Below are 18,468 nucleotides of genomic sequence, written 5' to 3' on the forward strand. Positions count from 1 at the left end.
CGGACGCGGGACGGGGTCCTCAGGGGTGCAGGATCACCAGGTCGTCCCGGTGGACGACCTCCCGCTCGTACTCGGCGCCGAGTTCGCGCGCCAGTTCGCGGGTGGAGCGGCCGAGCAGCTGGGGGATCTCCTTGGCGTCGAAGTTGACGAGGCCGCGGGCCACGGCGTGCCCGGAGCCGTCGCGCAGTTCGACCGGGTCGCCCGCGCTGAAGTCGCCCTCGACGGCGGCGATCCCGGCGGGCAGCAGCGAGGTGCGGCGTTCGACGACCGCCCGTACGGCTCCGTCGTCCAGGGTCAGCGAGCCCTGCGGGGTGGACGCGTGCTGGAGCCACAGCAGCCGGTCGGCGGAGCGTTTGCCGGTGGCGTGGAAGTAGGTGCCGGTGTCCCCGCCCGAGAGGGCGTCGGCCGCGTGGACGGCGTTGGTGAGGACGACGGGGATGCCCGCGGCGGCGGCGATCCGGGCGGCCTCGACCTTGGTGACCATGCCGCCGGTCCCGACGCCCGCCCGGCCGGCGCTGCCGATCTCGACGCCGTCCAGGTCGGCGGGTTCGCGCACCTCGGCGATCCGTGAGGTGCCGGGTTTGCTGGGGTTGCCGTCGTACACGCCGTCGATGTCGGAGAGGAGCACGAGGAGGTCGGCGTGGACGAGGTGGGCGACGAGGGCGGCGAGCCGGTCGTTGTCGCCGAAGCGGATCTCGTCGGTGGCGACGGTGTCGTTCTCGTTGACGATCGGGAAGGCGCCCATCGCCAGCAGCTTGTCGAGGGTGCGGGAGGCGTTGCGGTGGTGGGCGCGGCGGCTCATGTCGTCGGAGGTGAGCAGGACCTGGCCGACGCGGACGCCGTAGCGGGCGAAGGAGGCGGTGTAGCGGGCCACGAGGAGGCCCTGGCCGACACTGGCCGCGGCCTGCTGCCGGGCGAGGTCCTTCGGCCGGCGGCGCAGGCCCAGCGGTGCGAGTCCGGCGGCGATGGCACCGGAGGAGACCAGCACGATCTCGCGCTCTCCCCCACTGCGGATCTTGGCGAGGACGTCGACGAGCGCGTCCACCCGGTCGGCGTCCAGGCCGCCGGAGGCGGTGGTCAGCGACGAGGAGCCCACCTTGACGACGATCCTGCGGGCCTCGCGCACGGCCTGCCTTGCCCCTGCCACCTTGTTCTTCGTCCCCTCGTGTAGGTCCACGGCTGCCCGCCAGGCAATCTACGCGAAGGGGGGCGGAGGGCGCGCCGGGGTTTCACGTGCCGGGACGGTCACGCTGCGCCCGCGGGCGTTCGCCGTTTGCGTAGGGCAAAGAGCTCGTGCAGGTTCCACAGGAAATTTGAAGAGATCCAAAATTTCCTTCGAAGTCCGCGTGACCTAAAGTTCGCCCTGTGAAGCGCATACTCCTGAGGTCGGGGAAGAGTCCCTTCGACGTGGTCCCCGTCGAGGAGGCCCTCCACCGCGATGTGATCGCCACCAACTCCGGCAACCTGATCTTCAGCGATGCCGCCCACAAGATCCTCACCGTGCCGGGCACCGAGGTCGTCTCGAACAGCATGCGGACCGACCTGGCCGCGGCGGGCCGGATCAACGAGGAGTACGACGCGTTCGTCGTGCCCCTCGCCAACGCCTTCCGGCCGTCCTTCGAGGGTTCCCTGAAGCGACTGACCCGGCTCATCGGCAGGCTGAAGATCCCGGTCGTGGTGCTGGGCGTCGGCGCGCAGGCCGGCCTCGACCAGGACCCCGCGCGGCTGAGGGCCATGGAGCCGACCGTGCGGGCGTTCTGCTCGGCGGTGCTGGAGCGCAGCGCGTCGATCGGCGTGCGCGGCGAGTTCACCGAGAAGTACCTGACCGACATGGGGTTCCGGGACGTGGAGGTCATCGGCTGCCCGTCGATGTTCCTGCACGGCGACCGGCTGACCGTGGAGAAGCGGGCCGAGTCGCTCACCCCGGAGTCGCGGATAGCCGTCAACGGCTCGCACACCGCGGTGCGCAGCGGAGGTCTGCACCGGATCATCACGCGGACCCACGCGCACTACCCGAACCTGCGGTACATAGGCCAGAACCTCACCGACGCCAAGCAGCTCCACTGGCGTGACGTGGACTCCCCGGCCGGCCGCGTGACGCAGATGCCGACCCACCCCGACCACCCGATGTACCGGGAGGACAAGGTCCGGGTGTACGTCGACCCGGTGACGTGGATGGACGACCTCCGCGGCTTCGACTACTCGTTCGGTTCGCGGATCCACGGCAACATCGCGGCGCTGCTGGCGGGTACGCCCGCGACGGTGCTGGCCTTCGACTCGCGCACGCTGGAGCTGTGCCGCTACTTCGAGATCCCGCACCGCCTCCTCAGCGAGGTGCCCGCGGACCTCGACCCGGCCACCCTCTACGAGGAGGCCGACTTCGGGCCGCTGACCGGCAACCACCGGGAGCGTTTCGAGCGGTTCACGGGCTTCCTCGACAAGAACGGCCTGGAGAACACCTTCACGCACGGCGACGGCGGCGCGGCCTTCGACGAGAAGCTGCGGTCGCTGTCCTTCCCGGCCGGGGTGCGGCCCTGGAACGACACGGACCTCGCCTCGCTGACGAGCCGGTTCGGGTGGCTGCAGCAGCGGATCAGCCAACTGGACGCGCACAACACCGAGTTGAAGCGGGAGCTGGCGAAGAGCCGGGCGGGGGCACGGGGCACGACCAAGGCCGCGCTGGTCACTCCGTCGATCTACCGGCGTGCCCGACGGGCGGTCGGAGGGCCGCTGCGGAGGGCGCTGAAGCCGCCGAAGTAGCCCCGGGGCTCTCCCCCGCGCCCGCACACCACCGTGGCCGCCCCCGTCACGCAGCCACCCGTCTCACGCCGCCACCCGCGTCACGCCGCCGCCGTCGTCCGGGCCCTCAGCCGGCGCAGCGTGCGCCGTACCTTGCGGGTCGCCCTGCGCAGGAAGGACTCGGTCGGGCCCTGGCGCCAGCCCGGGAACTCCCTGGCCTCCCGGGGCTCTGCGAGATAGACGCGGTCGGGGATGCCGGCCGCGCGGTCCCGGAAGTGCGGGTAGGCGAGGTAGAGCCGGGTGCCGCGCTTCTCCAGTACGGGGTCGGGCTCGCGCTTGTCCTTGATGAACTCGACGACCTCCGCGAGGAGGTCGGGGCGCCCCTCGGCGACCAGGTGCAGGCGCAGCCGTTCGTGGACCCGGAGGCGGTGGGAGACGCCTTCGTTCCAGTAGGCGTCCATCAGCGGCTTGGCCAGTTCGAGCTTGGTTCGCCGGATCTCCTCGTCGTTCCTGAGGAAGACCGGTCCGAACTGCGGCAGGACGGTCACCAGGAACGGGCGGACCATGAGCACGTCCCGCTTGGGGCCGGGCGGCAGCATCCGGGCGATCAGCTCCATCAGGGCGCGCGCGGAGTCGAAGCGCAGGGTGTAGCTGCCGCTCTTGGTCACGTGCTTGCCGTCGCTGCGGCCCACCAGGTAGTAGCAGGTGTGGTCGGCGACCACGGAGACGCCGTCGGCCCGCAGGTAGGCCTCCATGGTGAACACCGCGTCCTCGCCGGTCCACAGGGACTCGTCGAAGCGGATGCCGTGCCGCTCCAGCAGCGCGCGCCGGAACAGTTTCTGCGCGCTGAGCGTGAACTTGATGTTGGACGAGAAGACGTCGGTCCGTTCCAAGGTCTTGCCCCACATGGACCGGGGTGCCTTGCGGTTGACGCCCTCGACGCGGCCGAGGACCACGTCCGTGCCGTTGCGGTCGGCCATGGCGACCATGCGTTCCAGGGCCTCGGGCCCGAGCCGGTCGTCGGCGTCGAGGAAGAAGACGTAACGGCCGGTGGCCCTGGCCAGGCCGACGTTGCGCGGGCCGCTGGGGCCGCCGGAGTTCGCCTGGCGGATCACGGTGACCGCCATGGGCGCGCGGGCGGCGAACTCCTCCAGGCAGTCGCCGCTGCCGTCCGTGGAGCCGTCGTCGACCGCGATCACCTCGATGCGCGCCGGATCCAGGGACTGTGCCTCCACCGATGCCAGGCATTCGACCAGATACGGCATCGCTTCGTACGCCCCGATGATGACACTGACATCGGGCTCCGCCACGGTCACTTCTCCCCCTCGTCACGCACGGTTTTCCCCCTGGTCAAAGATCCGGCAACCCGATAGACGGGTGATTGCAGAAAGGGGTTGCCCGTGTTACCCGCGCCCCGATGTGCGCCGCGTCACAGTTTAGGGAAACGGCTCGGCCCCCGGAGATTCCCTCTCCGGGGGCCGAGCCGATGTCACACAGGTGCCTCGCACCGGGCGCCTCGCACCGGGCGCCTCGCACCGCGGGCTTCACACGCGGGGTGCCTCAGACCGCGGTCACGCCGCCCTCCGCCAGTTCCGCCTCCCCGGCCGCCGCGACGACATGGGACTCCTGGCCGACGTTGCGGGCCTCGGCCTTCAGCGCGAGGTCGGCAATGGCGGTGTCGAACCGCTCGATGGAGGTCGGCTCGTCGGGGCCGAGCAGGTACTCCTTCAGTTCCTTGCGGTCCTCGGCCAGCGTGTCGGCGGCCGGGTCCCGGACGGCGTCCAGCAGCTGCTGCACCCCGGCGGCGTCGTTGGTGAGGATCACGGCCGCGCGCACCGCGGTGTTCTGCCGCCGGAACTCCTCCGCGCCCAGCTCGGCCGAGTCGGTGACGGCGTACGGCTTGCCGCTGGCGATGAAGTCGGAGACGACGCTGGAGATGTCCGAGACCATCGCCTCGGAGGCGTTGAAGCAGTCGTACAGCCGCGGCTCGCCGCCGGTGATGACGCGGTGCTCGTACGACGGGAAGGAGCGCCAGTAGGCGTCGTTCCAGTCGGCGCGCAGCCGGGCGGCCTCCTGGTGCCTGCGCATGTCGACGAGGCCGTCGCGGCTCGTCACCGCCTCGTCCGCCTTCTCGTCGAAGGTGAGGGAGAGCTCGTCGAGGCGGGCCTTGAGGCGGGTCAGCTCGGCCCTGGCCTTCGCCAGGGCGGCCGGGTCCGCGGTGAACCGGGGATCGGCGGCACGCTCGGCGGCGGCCTTCTCGACCAGGGCGGTGATCCGGCGGTGCGCGGCACGGGCCTTGGCGCTGCGGGTGCCGGTGAAGGGGTGGGGCTTGTACAGGACCCGGACCGGGGGCTCGGCCGCGACCAGCTTCTTCACGATGTTCTCGCCGGCCAGCAGGATCGAGGTGTTGCCCGGGTCGTCGTCCCAGCCCTCCCAGGTGGGCGCGTACAGCACGGTCGGGATCCGGTCCGCCGGCGCGCCCTGCCAGGGCGCGATGGGCGCGAGCTGCGGGCGGCCGACCTCGACGATGTCCTCGTCGCGGATGCCGACGTCGGCGATGGCGTAGCGGTCGCGGCCCGCGCGGCCGGCGGTCCACACCTCGTCGTACACCTTGCTGAAGGGATTGACGCTGGCGAGCTTGTCGCTGTCACCGTGGCCGATGAAGACGTGCTTCATGGTGGGCACGCGCAGCAGGTGGATGTTCTTGCCGACGTTCGCCGCGTACAACGCGACCCGCACCATGGAGAGGTCCATGTTCATCAGGTGCACCCCCCCGGGCACGCAGACGACCGGGACCGTGGTGGGCGCCATCTTCTCCAGGATGACGCGCTCACGCAGGATGATCAGCGGGCGGGACTCGATCTGCTCCATCGTCTCCAGCCACATGTTGAGCTGGTAGGCGGAGTCGGCGGAACCGGAGAAGTACAGCACCGTCTCCGGGCGGTACTCGCGCAGCCAGGCGCTGACGGTCTTGAGGACCTTGTCGGCCTTCGGCGGGATCCGCTTGGCGCGCAGGTACGGCGCCAGCGCGAGGACGTACAGGGTGCCGAGGCCGAGGGTGACGCCGACTCCGGCGAAGCCGGCGGTCTCGCTGTCGGTGACGGCGTACGCGAGCAGGCCCCCGACGGCCGCGAGGTCGAGGTGGAGCATCTTCACGCCGGCCCGGCGCAGCAGGAGGCGCGGCGGGGCGTCGGGGACGGTGAGGCGCGAGACCAGGTCGACGTTGCGGGTCACGACCGGCATCTGACGGCGTTTGTCGATCAGGGTGACGAGGGCGCCGTGCGGGGCCTGGAGGCCGAAGAAGAGGGTGAAGCAGGCGATCGCCGCGTAGAAGACCGGCTCCTCGGACAGTTCGAGCCGGGCCAGGAGCAGGATCAGCAGCAGCTCCCTGACCAGGAACCGGGTCGACAGTCCGGCTCTCACCTTGCCGAGGAGGCTGATGAGGTAGCTGCCCCTGCGGTGGAGGTAGAGGTCCGCAAGGTAGGTCACGGCTGCCGCGACGGCGAAGGCGGGGACGTTCGGGACGAGCGCGGCCAGCATGAGGCAGGGGAAGCCCAGCGTCATGAGGGCCACCGCGGCCAGCTCGGCCACGCTGCCCACCCGGGCGACGCGAATGGCGGTCGTTATCACGGAGAAACCTGCTCTGGGAGGGGGCCGGTCAGTGAATCCGAAAAGTCCGGAAAATACGTTGTGAAGGTTTCCGGAGTTTTACGGATTCAGGCCTCTGTGAATATCCCGTAAACAGGGAGCCACAGAGGCCTGAATTTTAAGGCTGATAGCGGTTGATTATGCCACGCCGTCCTGTCGGTCGAGCACGCCGGCCAGGGCCTGCTCGAAGCCGGAGGCGCGGGAGGCGTCGGCGGTGGGGTCCTGCTGGCGGACGTCGATCACGTGTCCGGTCAGCTCGGAGAGGAGCACGTCGAGGGAGGTGCGGGCCACGGTCTCCGAGGAGAGCAGGCTGCCCGCCGGCTCCTGGCCGAACGCCTTGGTGCGCATGGGGGTCGCCGTGCGCTCCGGGTTGACGCAGTTGACGCGGACACCGTCGGCCGCCCACTCGTCGGACAGGGCCTGGGTGAGGTTCACCATGGCGGCCTTGGTCGAGGAGTAGAGGCTGTACTCGGCGCGGCCTCGGGTGTAGCTGCTGGAGGTGTAGAGCAGCAGCTGGCCCTTGGTCTCGGAGAGGTACTTGTAGGCGGAACGGGCGATCTGGACCGGGGCCAGGTAGTTGACCTTCAGCGCTTCCTCGATGGTCGCGTTGTCGGTCTCGGCGAGCTTGCCGATGCGCAGCACGCCCGCGGTGTTGACGACGTAGTCGATGCGGCCGGTCTCGGCGTAGGCCTTGGACAGCGCGTCGTCGACCTCCTCCGGGTTCTCCACGTGGGTGTTGGTGGTGGAGCGGCCGAGCGCGTAGACGTGGGCGCCGTAGGACCGGGCGAGTTCGGCGATGTCCTTGCCGATGCCGTACGAGCCGCCGAAGACGACGAGCGTCCTGCCGGTGAGCAGTTCGCGGTAGGCCTCCTCGCTCATCTGCTCGGGCGCGGCGGTGGAGCCGAGCTGGAACAGCTTGTCGGCGATGAAGACGTCGACGGGCTGCGTCACCTTCATGTTGTACTCGTCGCCCGCCACGACGTGGATCGGCACGTCCGGCAGGTAGCGCAGGACGACGGTGCAGTCGTCGGTGGCCTGGAAGTTGGGGTCGCCCGCCGCGACCTCGTAGGCCCGCCGGATGGTGGAGAGCTTGAAGGCCTGCGGGGTCTGGCCGCGGCGCAGCCGGGAGCGGTCCGGGATCTCGGTGATGAACTCCCCGTCCTCGCCGTGGGTGCGGGTGACGATGATGGTGTCGGCGGACGGGATGGCCACGTCGACGGCCTGGTAGCGCTCCAGCGCGGCGACGCAGTCGTCGATGACGCGCTGCGAGAGCAGGGGGCGCACGGCGTCGTGGAAGAGGACGTTGAGGTCCTCGCCCTCGGCCAGGCCCTCGCCGAGGGCGGAGATGGCCCGCTCGGTGGTCTCGTTGCGGGTGGAGCCGCCCTCGATGACGCGGGAGACCTTGGTGAACCCGGCCTTGGCGACGATCTTCTCGACGTCCGGCACGTAGCCCGGCGCCATCAGCACGATGACGTCGTCGACGGAGTCGGCGTGCTCGAAGGTGGTCAGGGTGTGCTCGATGACGGCCTTGCCGGCGATCTTCAGCAACTGCTTCGGGATCGACAGACCCACCCGCTGGCCGGTGCCACCGGCCAGGATCACTGCGGTGGTACGGGGCTTGGCTATGCGCTGGGACACGGGTGACCTACCTCGGGGCGACAGGGAACGGGGAAATGCTCCCACTTTCGGTAACCACGATGCAAGGTGAGCGCCGTTCAGTGCATATGTGCGCGCCACCCGCCATTCACCTTGCGACGCGACTGCGCCTTACGGCTGCGGGTGATTGGCCTGACTCGGGCGAACCTTCCTCGCATCGTCTCGTGAAATCCTGTGAGTAACGGAACAGACGGTATCGGATTGCCGAGAGTGACGGGATTGCGGCTCACCGGAGTTGCCGCCGTTTCGGGCGGCGACGACCGAGTGCTTTCACGAGTTCCCTCGACGGCTTCCGGTGCACCGGCCGCTCGCGACGCGCCCACCGGACGCCGCGGCCGCCACCGCGGGCGTCACCACGGACGTCCCGTACGACGCCCGGGCCGGCGTGGAGATCCTCACGTCACGCGGCGCGGGGCCGCACGTGTCCTCCACCGCGCGAACGCGCGGTGGAGGACCGGTCGGGAACAAGGATCTTCGGGAGGACGGGCGGCGGAATTCCTTATCGGGATTCCGCGGCGTCCCGATCCCGGCGGACTCCCGATCTCGGCGGGAATGAGGAATCCACGGCCGCGACGAGGCCCCGGTGCCTTGACGTCCTGGAAGCCGAAGACGGCCCCGCCGCGGCGCGAGCCGCGACGGGGCCGTGTGGAGCCGTGTGGAGCCGGTGGCTCAGAAGGGCTCGAAGCCCTCGAACTCCTGGGTCGCCTCGTCGCGTTCGGCCTGGCGGTCGCGGCGGCGCTGCGCGGCCGGGCGCGGGGCCTCGAAGCGGTGGTCCTCGCCGCGGCGGCCGAGCATCTCGGCACCGGCCGTGACGGTCGGCTCCCAGTCGAAGACGACCGCGTTGTCCTCGGGGCCGATGGCGACGCCGTCGCCGGAACGGGCGCCCGCCTTCATCAACTCGTCCTCGACACCGAGCCGGTTGAGACGGTCGGCGAGGTAGCCGACGGCCTCGTCGTTGCTGAAGTCGGTCTGGCGCACCCAGCGTTCGGGCTTCTCGCCGCGGACGCGGAACACCAGCTCCCCGTCCACCTCCTCGCGCGTGACGGTGAAGCCGGCGTCGTCCACGGCCTTGGGCCGGATGACGATGCGGGTGGCCTCCTCCTTCGGCTTCGCGGCGCGCGCCGTGCCGACGATGTCGGCCAGCGCGAACGACAGCTCCTTGAGGCCCAGGTGCGCCACCGCCGACACCTCGAAGACGCGGTACCCGCGCGCCTCCAGGTCCGGCCGCACCATCTCCGCCAGGTCCTTGCCGTCCGGTACGTCGATCTTGTTCAGGACGACGACGCGCGGGCGGTTGCCGAGCCCGCCGTACTGGCGCAGCTCCTCCTCGATGATGTCGAGGTCGGAGACCGGGTCGCGCTCGGACTCCAGGGTCGCGGTGTCCAGGACGTGCACGAGCACGCTGCACCGCTCGACGTGGCGCAGGAACTCCAGGCCCAGGCCCTTGCCCTGGCTGGCGCCGGGGATGAGACCGGGGACGTCGGCGATGGTGTAGACGGTCGAACCCGCGGTGACGACACCGAGGTTGGGCACGAGTGTGGTGAACGGGTAGTCGGCGATCTTCGGCTTGGCGGCGCTCAGCACCGAGATCAGGGACGACTTGCCGGCGCTCGGGTAGCCGACCAGCGCCACGTCGGCGACGGTCTTCAGCTCCAGCACGATGTCGTGCAGGTCGCCGGGCTCGCCGAGCAGCGCGAAGCCGGGCGCCTTGCGGCGGGCCGAGGCCAGCGCCGCGTTGCCGAGACCGCCGCGGCCGCCCTGGGCGGCGACGTAGGAGGTGCCGTGGCCGACGAGGTCGGCGAGGACGTTGCCCGCCTTGTCCAGGACGACGGTGCCGTCCGGCACGGGCAGGACCAGGTCCTGGCCGTCCTTGCCGGAGCGGTTGCCGCCCTCGCCGGGCTTGCCGTTGGTGGCCTTGCGGTGCGGGGAGTGGTGGTACTCGAGCAGGGTGGTCACCGACTGGTCCACGGTGAGGATGACATCCCCGCCGCGGCCGCCGTTGCCGCCGTCCGGGCCGCCGAGCGGCTTGAACTTCTCACGGTGGACGGAGGCACAGCCGTGACCTCCGTTACCCGCGGCGACGTGCAGCTCGACGCGGTCCACGAAGGTGGTCATGGTGGGTGCCTCCAGTGATGTACGTGATGTACGGGTGTTACCTGTGCTAACACGCGAAAGGCGGACCCGCCTTCCCGGAAGGGAAGTGAGGTCCGCCTCGCGAAGCGTTCCCGGAAAGCCTGAGGTCAGGCGACCGGAACGATGTTCACGACCTTGCGGCCACGGAACGTACCGAACTCCACCGCACCGGGCTGGAGCGCGAACAGCGTGTCGTCGCCGCCGCGGCCGACGCCGGAGCCGGGGTGGAAGTGGGTGCCGCGCTGGCGGACCAGGATCTCACCCGCGTTGACGACCTGACCGCCGAAGCGCTTCACGCCGAGCCGCTGGGCATTGGAGTCGCGACCGTTCCGGGTGGACGATGCGCCCTTCTTGTGTGCCATGTCTCCTCAGTCCCTTACTTCGCAGCCGCGGGGATCTCAGTGACCTTGATCGCCGTGTACTGCTGGCGGTGGCCCTGACGACGGCGGTAACCGGTCTTGTTCTTGTAGCGAAGGATGTCGATCTTGACGCCCTTGTGGTGGTCCACGACCTCGGCCTGGACCTTGATGCCGGCCAGCACCCACGGGTCGCTGGTCACAGCGTCGCCGTCGACAACGAGCAGGGTCGAGAGCTCGACCGTGTCGCCAACCTTGGCGGTGGAAATCTTGTCAACCTCAACGATGTCGCCGACAGCAACCTTGTGCTGGCGACCACCGCTGCGCACGATGGCGTACACGCGGGTCTCTCTTTCGCTCGGAGAACGGCACCCCCGCAGGCCAGCCGCCCGGGCGGGAAACACGGGCGACCTCTCCCGGCCACCGGCAGACCGGCGTCCGGAAGGAAGAGGTTTACGGGGATGTGGCGTGCCGATCGACACGCCGACGGTCAAGGTTACGGGGCCCGGCTTGAGGGGTCAAACCGGGCCCCGTGACACACTCGCCCGACGATGTGCGGATCAGCTCGGCGAGCGCCGGAACCGTGCCGCTTCCTGCCGGTGCCTGGCGGCGGAGTCCCTCGCCTGCACCTGGTCCGTCTCATGGATCAGGTGTCCCGCGAGGAACTGCAGTGCGACTGCCATCCTCTCGTGCCAGTCAGCGAACTCCGCCGCCTCAGCGGACTCGAGCGGCTTTCGAGCACGTACCGCTCGAAAGTCACGCAGAGCGCTTCGAAGCTCGTCCGGAATGGTCATCGCTATCCCTTGCCTCCGATCAACGGGAGGAAGCGGGTGCAGGCGGGGCAGGGCCCCAGCAGCTCACCGTGTTCGTCCAGGGGGAAGGCATTGCCTCTCGCGCCTCCCCCGATTTTCACCGACTGAAACGTTGCGCCCTCCAGCGCCTGGAAGTTCTCCAGCTGGACGGCGCAGCCGACCTCACCGCAGCCGCCGTGGTGCCCGGACTGGGCCACGGCCCTGGCCGTCTTCTCCGGCATGCCACCGGTCCGCGAGTCCTGCGCGTAGGAGTAGACCGTGTGCTTCCCGTCCGCCGAGGTCGCCTTGGTGGCCACATTCGGACGGACCGACGAGTCCATGCTCAGCGCCTCGTCGGCGAAGTCCAGGAGGTCGTCGTCGGCCTCCCCGCAGTTGTGGACGAGAAGTGACGTGCCACCCGCCGTCACGTAGTAGGTGTGGACGTCCTCGACCGTCAGGTCGTGCGTGCGTCGACGCTCGTCGAACGCACGGATCGCGGTGAGTTCGACCACCTCGCCGTTCGCCGTGTGCAGGCGCATGCCCGGCTTCAGGTCCCCGGCCTCGATCCACGCCTGCTCGGAGTCCGACCAGAAGGGGTGGGTCGTGGTGGAGACCAGGGTCTCGGACTCACCCGAGGTCCCCTTGATCGTCAGGTCGACGAAGTGCTTGTCGTCCTCGGTGACGATGGTGCCGACGACCTCACGGACCGTCGTGCCGCCGGTGGCGGGGTCGGTGACGGTGATCTTGTCACCGAGCCTCACCTTCTCGATCGGCTTGGTCTTGCCGCCCGCGAGCAGCACCTTCGTGCCCGGCAGGAAGCTGTGCTTCCCGCCGACCGGGCAGGAACCGCCCTCCTCGTTCTTCTTCCGTTTCTTGAGGGCCTCGGCCGCCTTCTTCTTGGCGGCCGCGAGTTTCTCCCCGGCCTTGGCGAGCCCGGCCTGGGCCTTGCCGACGGCCTTGTTGGCCTTCCACAGGTCCTTGGCCCCGCCGATCAGGTCCCCCACCAGGTTGGTGACCCGCTTGGCGAGTTTGAGGCCCTTGGCCCACTTCCAGGGCGCGCCGTACTTGGCGAGGATCTTGCCCGCCAGACCGCCCGCGAAGCTGCCGGCGATGTTGAGCAGGGTCTCGCCGCAGGCGCCGACGTCACCGCTGGAGATGCAGTCCAGTGCGGCGTCGACACCGAGGATGTCGCGCGCGATCTTGACCAGGGCCTTGCCTGCGGACTTGATGCGCTGCTTGGCCGCGGACTGCTGCCCCTGTGCCTGCGTGACGTTCCAGGCCGCCTTGTCCTTCTCCGACTCCGCCTTGTCGACGTCGGTCTTCGGGAAGTACGGCACACCGCCGCGGCACTCGATCAGACCCTCCCGGCACTCCGGGATGATCATGCCGCTGGGGTCGGCGTGCGTGACCGGCGAGTTGTTCGCGTACGCGTAGCCGTTGATCTGCTGCGGCTGCGTGTAGTCGATGACCGGGTCGACCGATATGAACTTGCCGATCACCGCGTCGTACTCGCGTGCCCCCAGGTGGGTCAGGCCGGTCGAGGCGTCGATCGTGCCTCCGACATAGCCTCTCTCCCCGGGCCAGACGCCGGTCTTCTCACCGCGGTCGACGCCGAAGGGGTCGAAGCGGCGCTGGCTGATCGCGCCGGTCGCGGCGTCGATCGCCACCTCGCCCGTGCCGTGGTGGTCGGAGGCGATGAAGGACACCTTGCCCGCGGTCCGTACGGCGACCGTCTGGCCGGCGTACTCGTAGTAGCGGGTGGCCTCCTTCTTGGTGCCGTCCGCCGACAGCTTCAGCTCGGTGCCGGGCAGGTAGACCGTCGTCCCCGACGGGTCCTTGCGCACCAGGCGGTTGCCGGAGCCGTCGTAGAGGTAGCTGGTCTTCGAGCCGTTCGCCTCGGTGGCCTCGCTCAGCTTGCCCTGGTCGTTCCAGAGCAGGGACTGCGCGTTGCCGCCGATGGTGCGCTTGGTGGTGTTGCCGGCGTCGTCGTACTCGTACGTCGACTGCCGGTCACCGGTCGGGGTCTTCTCGACGATCTTGGTGACCTGGTGCGGTCCGTCGCCCAGCGTGCCCGCGGTGCCGTACTCGTAGCTGCGGGTGATGTTCTTCGCGGCGTCGAGCCCGGTGTCGTGGACCGTCTCCGAGACGCGGTTGCCGATGGCGTCGGTCTCGTACGACTTCCAGTACGGGGCCGGACCGCCGAGGGCGCTCGTGCCGGCGGCGGAGTCACAGGCCGTCGGGCCGGATCCCTCCACCGGGACGGAGGAGCCGCGGGTGCCCATGCCGGCCGCTGTCGTCGCGGTGGCCGTCGGCGTCCAGGCGTCCTTCAGCCGCTGACGGTCGTCGTAGGCGAAGCACTGCATGTCCGGCGCGGCGGTGTTCGCGGTGTCCGCGATGGACAGGACGTTGCCGGCCTGGTCGTAGGAGTACCGGGAGTCCTTGGCCGGGGCCGTCGCGCCGTAGACGTCGACGATCGACCGGGTGAGCCGGTCGGTGCCCTTCTCGTAGTCGTAGGTCTGCCAGACCTTCTTGCCGCTGCCGGTATTCAGCTCCAGCTGCTGGATGAGGCTCTTGCCGGAGTAGACGGTGTTGGTGACGTACGGGGTGGTACCCGTCATGGTCGTCGGACGCTGCAGGCTGTCGTACGTGTAGGTAAGCGCCTCCGCCGGCAGGTCGCCGACGGCCGGCATGCCGGTCGTCTGGAGCGTCCCGTCCCGGTTGTAGGTGGACGTGTAGACGTAGGTGCCGGCCAGGTCGCCCTGTGAGGCGGGTACCTGGTAGGCGGTCTTCAGCGGGCGGTAGAACTCGTCCATCGACTGGATCGCCGTGGCGAAGTACTCCGTGGCCGACGTGTAGTTGAGGAAGCCGTAGGCCTGGCCCAGCCAGCCCGCCTTGTCGTACCTCGTCTCGGTGAGCTTGGTGCCGGTGTTGACGTCGCCCTGCCAGGTGGTCAGGACACGGCCGAGGCTGTCGTAGACCGTGGAGGTCTTCTTGTTCCGGGCGTCGTACGTGGCAACCGGCCGGTCCAGCTCGTCGTACTCCACGCGCGAGGTGCCCGCGTCCGGGTCGATCGACCTGGTCTTACGGCCGAGCTGGTCGTACTCGTACCGCCACACGTTGCCCTTGGCGTCGGTGACGGTCTCCAGCTGACCCAGGGCGGTGTAGGTGTACTTCGTCGAGTCGTACGGCACGCCCGGGGCCGGTGAGGCGCCGCGGTAGTGGCGGATCTCCGAGACATTGCCCTGGCCGTCGGTGACCGTCGTGGTGGGAACGCCGCCGATCGGCGGGTCGACGCTGGTCAGCTCGCCGTTGTAGGTGGTCGTGGTGCGCCACTGCTCACCGCCGCCGACGGCGAGGATCTGCGCGGTCGGGCGGCCCAGGCCGTCGTACTCCATGAGGCTCTGCTGGCCGACCTGGCCGTTGGCGACGATCAGCAGTTCGTCCGAGGCGGCGCCGGCCGCGTTGTACGTGGCGTTGGTCTTCCTGACGTTGCCCGTGCCGTCGTACCAGGTGTCGGCGACCATGCGGGTGCCGTCCGGGCCCTCGGTCTGGATCTGGCGGGGACGCAGCAGGCTGTCGTAGAGCTGGTACTCGGCGCCGTAGGACCCGTCGTTCTCGATCTTCTCGGTCCTGATCGAGGTGACCTTGTCCTTGCGGACGTTGTACGAGTACTTGATGCTCGGCGTCTGCGCCGTCGTGCGGTCCGCCAGCCAGACGGAGGTCAGCCGGCCCATGGCGTCGTACGCGAGGTCCGTCCGCTTGCCGTTCGGGTCGGTCTGCCCCTTCGACATGCCCCAGGCGGGTGCGTAGTCGGTGATGGTGGCGTGGCCGAGCGCGTTGGTGACGGTCGTCTTCGTCAGCAGGCCGTTGGTCTCGGAGTAGACGGTCTTCGTCTCCTCCGTCGTGCCCTGCTGCTTGGCGTCCTTCTGGGACAGCGGGCGGCCGAAGGCGTCGTAGGTCGTGGTGCCGGTGACCTGGTACGTCGCCGTGGTGCCGTTGTGCGACGTCATCCGCTCGGTCTTGGTCGCGTCACCCTTGGTGGGTTCCGCGCCGAACGCGCCGCCGTCGTAGGAGGTCCGCTCGTCGGCCAGGACCTGCGTCTTGCGGTCGGGCGTGGTCGCGCACTTCACGGACACCGACTCGCTGCGTGCGGGCAGCGACAGGATGTTCTTCGCCGTGTTGTCCGCGTACGTGGTGCGGGTGCAGGTGTCGTCCTTGGCGGTGGAGACGTCGCCCTGGTCGTCGACCGTCAGCACCCGGCCGGTGCCGTTGGAGGTGTCGTACGTCGTGGTGGACTTCGTCTCCAGCCAGGTGCCGTCGGACTGGAGGTTGAAACCGCGGCCGGTCTGGGAGCGCACGATCACCGCGCGGGTGGTGCCCCAGCTCTGGGCCTGGGTGGCGGTGTAGTGCTTCCACGGGGTCTGGATGGACTTGGAGATCAGCTTGGCGCCGTCGTAGGTGGCGACCTCGAGCTGGTGGCCCGTGAACTCCTCGTCGTCGGAGTACGACGCGCCCGTGGAGTCCTTCACCGTCACCGAGCGGGCGTTGCCGGAGGCGTCCTTGTCGCCGTCCATGCCCTGCATGAACGTGTAGTCGACGCGCGTCTTCTGCACGTCGGCGGTGCCGGAGGTGACCTTGACCTTGCCGTAGCCCTGCCAGCCGCCCCAGGTCAGGTACTTGGCGTCGGTGATGCCGTCCGGCTTCGCCTTCCGCCAGGCCGCGTCGCCCTGGTACTCGTAGCGGGTGACCATGCCGTCGCTGCCGCCGGTGCGGTCGGTCTCGATGACCGCGGAGACGACGTACTTGTGGAACCAGTCGGTGATCGGCTCCAGGTAGCCCGGCGGGGCCCACTTCACGGGGTAGCAGCGCTTGGTGGACTCGCCCGGCGCCGGCAGCGTGGCCTTGGTGCAGTCGGTGGGCGCGTAGTTGACGTCGAGCTGGGCGCCGGTCTCGCTGAGGACCATGGAGAGCCGGAAGCGGTGGAACGGCGCGATGTTGTCGCCGATCGCGTCGACGCGGTTGGCGAGCTGCTCGCCGAACAGGTCGACGGAGGGCAGCTTGATCGCGGTCGTGCCGGCGCGGCCCTCGTGCTCGATCTTCGACAGCCACAGCGTCTTGGAGTCGTCACCGTTGTCGGTGAACAGGTGCGTCAGGATCCAGGCGTCCACGTCCTGGTAGGTCGTGGCGTCCTTGCGCATCTGGGTGACGACCGAGGTCAGCCGCTTGGTGGTGAAGAAGGTCTGCACCGGCGAGGTGCACTTCGTGCTCGCCTTGCACTCCTGGTCGACCGGGACGTCCGGCCAGTTGGCCGCGTTCGCCTTGGTGCGCTTGCTCTCCGCGCAGTCGAAGTCGGCGGTGGGCAGGCAGCGCTCGGCGGTGTTGAACACGATCCGGGCCGGGGCCTTGGCCGCGTAGACCTGGCCGTCGCGCTGGCCGTAGTCGATGCGCTTGAGGTAGCCGCCGCGGTGGTACGCGGTGCCGTTGACGTCCGTCTTGCCGTTCAGCGCGTAGTAGTTGGTCTCGCGGTCGTAGAAGTAGGACATCACGTTGCCGTGGGTGTCCTTGACGTAGTCCAGGCTCCAGCGCCAGGCCTGCTGGCAGTACGCGCTGGTGAACGTGGCGTTGTAGCAGGGCTCGCCGGAGTCGTCGCCGAAGACCGGCGCGGTCCAGGTGGAGTTGGTCTCCTCGTTGCCCGTGGCCCAGCCCGGCAGGCGGTTCTGGCCGAAGTAGTACTCGGTGCCGTCCGAGGTGGTGATGCGCCAGTACTCGCCGTCGTTGTCGCCGTTGGTGGCGCCGGTCAGCTTCTCGACCTTGCTGCCGTCGTCGGACGACATGTGCCACTTGCCGGTGGTGTCGTCCTTGACCAGCTCACCGGCGGAGCCGTTGAGCATGACCGTGGCGTTCTCGAACGCCCAGCACTGCTCGCCGGAGTTGTCGTGGCCGTCGTCGGAGCACGGCTTGTAGCGGCGCTCGATGTAGCCGGGGTCGTAGGAGAAGCCCTCGCCGATCCACGAGCCCTGGTTGTTGGTGGCCGAGGTGCGGCCGTCCGCCGACTGGGAGGAGTAGCCGAGGCCGACGGTCGGCGTCAGGCCGCCCGGGGTCGGCACGGACCTGAAGGGATAGTTCCAGTTGAAGGAGCCGGAGGAGGTGGCGACGCTCCAGCTGGCGGACGGCGCGAGGGCCGTGGCCTTGTAGGTGCCCTGGGCGCTGGAGGGGCCCGCCGCGACGGCGACCAGCGAGGTCGCCTCGGCGGCCATGGTGGAGACGCCCTCGGCCGGGGCCGGAGCCGCGGTCACGTCGGCGGAGACGGTGCCCGCCTCCACGTCGTTGACCGTGGGCAGCACCCTGGGCTGCTCCGGGCACTCCTTGCTGCCGGGCACGGCGACCGTGGCGCAGGAGGGGAGCTGCACGAGCTGGAGGCGCGAGCCGTAGGAGCCGCCGAAGCCCTCGGCGAACTCCGAGTAGTCGACGGTCAGGCGGACCTTGGCCGCCTTGGCCGCGCCGTCGGCACGCTCGACACCGAGGAGGACACCGGCGCCTAGCTGCCCGGCCCGCTTCGGGTCGAGGACGTCGACGCGGACCTTGCCGGCCGCCGTCGCCGCCTTGGCCTGCGCCGGCGCCTTCGCCCTGCCGACCTTGACCGGCAGCCCGCCGGCCTCGGTCGCGGCGGCCGCGCCGACGGCCATCTCGGCGCCGCCCTGCTTCGGCCACACCGCCTTGTCGAGACCCTTGACCGCGGCCTTGCGCGCCGGATCGGAGGGACGCTTCTTCGCTTTGGCGTCGGATCCCTCGGCGGGATCGCCGTCGTCCTGGACACCGGGGCGGCTGGTGCGGCCCCGGTCCCCGTTGTCGAGCACCACTGCCTGGACCGAGGAGGCGGACAACGCGAGGGAGAGTCCCATCACTGTCGCCACCAGCGTCTGTCTGGGCATGCGGCGGCTCAGTGAGCGGCCACGGAAGAACATCTGCCAACTTCCTGATCGTAGGAACGAGAGAAGGAGAAGTGGTGCGCAGGACAGGTGTGGCGGGGCGCGGGGGGGCCCGCCCACCACACTTATGTTTTTCCCGCACAAGTAGGGGTACGCCGGCAGCGCGGCCCACATCTGCGCCCCCCCCCCGGCCGCCGCGCCCCGGGGGAACCCCCC

General features: G+C 69.6%; 9 protein-coding genes. 1 reads left to right on the forward strand and 8 read right to left on the reverse strand.

The window, feature by feature from the left end; all coding sequences use genetic code 11:
* Window positions 1–19: 19 nt before the first annotated feature.
* Window positions 20–1,126, reverse strand: a complete 1,107-nt coding sequence (gene proB / locus ACIP5W_RS10285; protein ID WP_401469769.1) for a glutamate 5-kinase — start codon at window positions 1,124–1,126, stop codon at window positions 20–22.
* Window positions 1,127–1,365: 239 nt separating this feature from the next.
* On the opposite strand from proB, the gene ACIP5W_RS10290 reads away from it, so the two are divergent.
* A complete protein-coding gene (locus ACIP5W_RS10290; RefSeq protein ID WP_401469651.1) occupies window positions 1,366–2,760 on the forward strand; it encodes a polysaccharide pyruvyl transferase family protein in 1,395 nt (464 codons plus the stop codon).
* A gap of 80 nt (window positions 2,761–2,840) precedes the next feature.
* Here ACIP5W_RS10290 and ACIP5W_RS10295 read toward each other — a convergent pair whose 3' ends face one another.
* The 7 genes from ACIP5W_RS10295 to ACIP5W_RS10325 form a co-directional block, all read right to left on the reverse strand.
* Entirely contained in the window at window positions 2,841–4,055 is a 1,215-nt protein-coding gene (locus ACIP5W_RS10295) for a glycosyltransferase family 2 protein (RefSeq protein ID WP_401469654.1), read from the reverse strand.
* A gap of 244 nt (window positions 4,056–4,299) precedes the next feature.
* The gene (locus ACIP5W_RS10300) at window positions 4,300–6,369 is read right to left on the reverse strand and encodes a hypothetical protein (RefSeq protein WP_401469657.1); all 2,070 of its coding nucleotides are present in this window, start codon (window positions 6,367–6,369) and stop codon (window positions 4,300–4,302) included.
* 156 nt (window positions 6,370–6,525) lie between these two features.
* Window positions 6,526–8,025, reverse strand: coding sequence for an SDR family NAD(P)-dependent oxidoreductase (locus ACIP5W_RS10305; protein ID WP_401469660.1), 1,500 nt, complete (start codon window positions 8,023–8,025; stop codon window positions 6,526–6,528).
* Window positions 8,026–8,712: 687 nt separating this feature from the next.
* Entirely contained in the window at window positions 8,713–10,158 is a 1,446-nt protein-coding gene (gene obgE, locus ACIP5W_RS10310) for a GTPase ObgE (RefSeq protein WP_401469663.1), read from the reverse strand.
* A 125-nt stretch (window positions 10,159–10,283) separates the two neighbouring features.
* Complete coding sequence (rpmA, locus tag ACIP5W_RS10315) at window positions 10,284–10,538, reverse strand: 50S ribosomal protein L27 (RefSeq protein ID WP_040253648.1); 255 nt, start codon at window positions 10,536–10,538, stop codon at window positions 10,284–10,286.
* A 14-nt stretch (window positions 10,539–10,552) separates the two neighbouring features.
* Window positions 10,553–10,873: a 50S ribosomal protein L21 gene (gene rplU, locus ACIP5W_RS10320; RefSeq protein WP_007381993.1), complete on the reverse strand. Its 321-nt coding sequence runs from the start codon at window positions 10,871–10,873 to the stop codon at window positions 10,553–10,555.
* A gap of 455 nt (window positions 10,874–11,328) precedes the next feature.
* Entirely contained in the window at window positions 11,329–18,255 is a 6,927-nt protein-coding gene (locus ACIP5W_RS10325) for a polymorphic toxin-type HINT domain-containing protein (protein WP_401469668.1), read from the reverse strand.
* Between the last annotated feature and the right edge of the window lie 213 nt (window positions 18,256–18,468).

The sequence above is a fragment of the Streptomyces sp. NPDC088766 genome (assembly GCF_044750845.1).
Taxonomy (GTDB): Bacteria; Actinomycetota; Actinomycetes; order Streptomycetales; family Streptomycetaceae; genus Streptomyces.

Coding starts and splice junctions, on each gene's coding strand:
- ACIP5W_RS10325 (WP_401469668.1), bottom strand. CDS start 18,255: ATGCCCAGACAGACGCTGGTGGCGACAGTGATGGGACTCTCCCTCGCG.
- obgE (WP_401469663.1), bottom strand. CDS start 10,158: ATGACCACCTTCGTGGACCGCGTCGAGCTGCACGTCGCCGCGGGTAAC.
- rpmA (WP_040253648.1), bottom strand. CDS start 10,538: ATGGCACACAAGAAGGGCGCATCGTCCACCCGGAACGGTCGCGACTCC.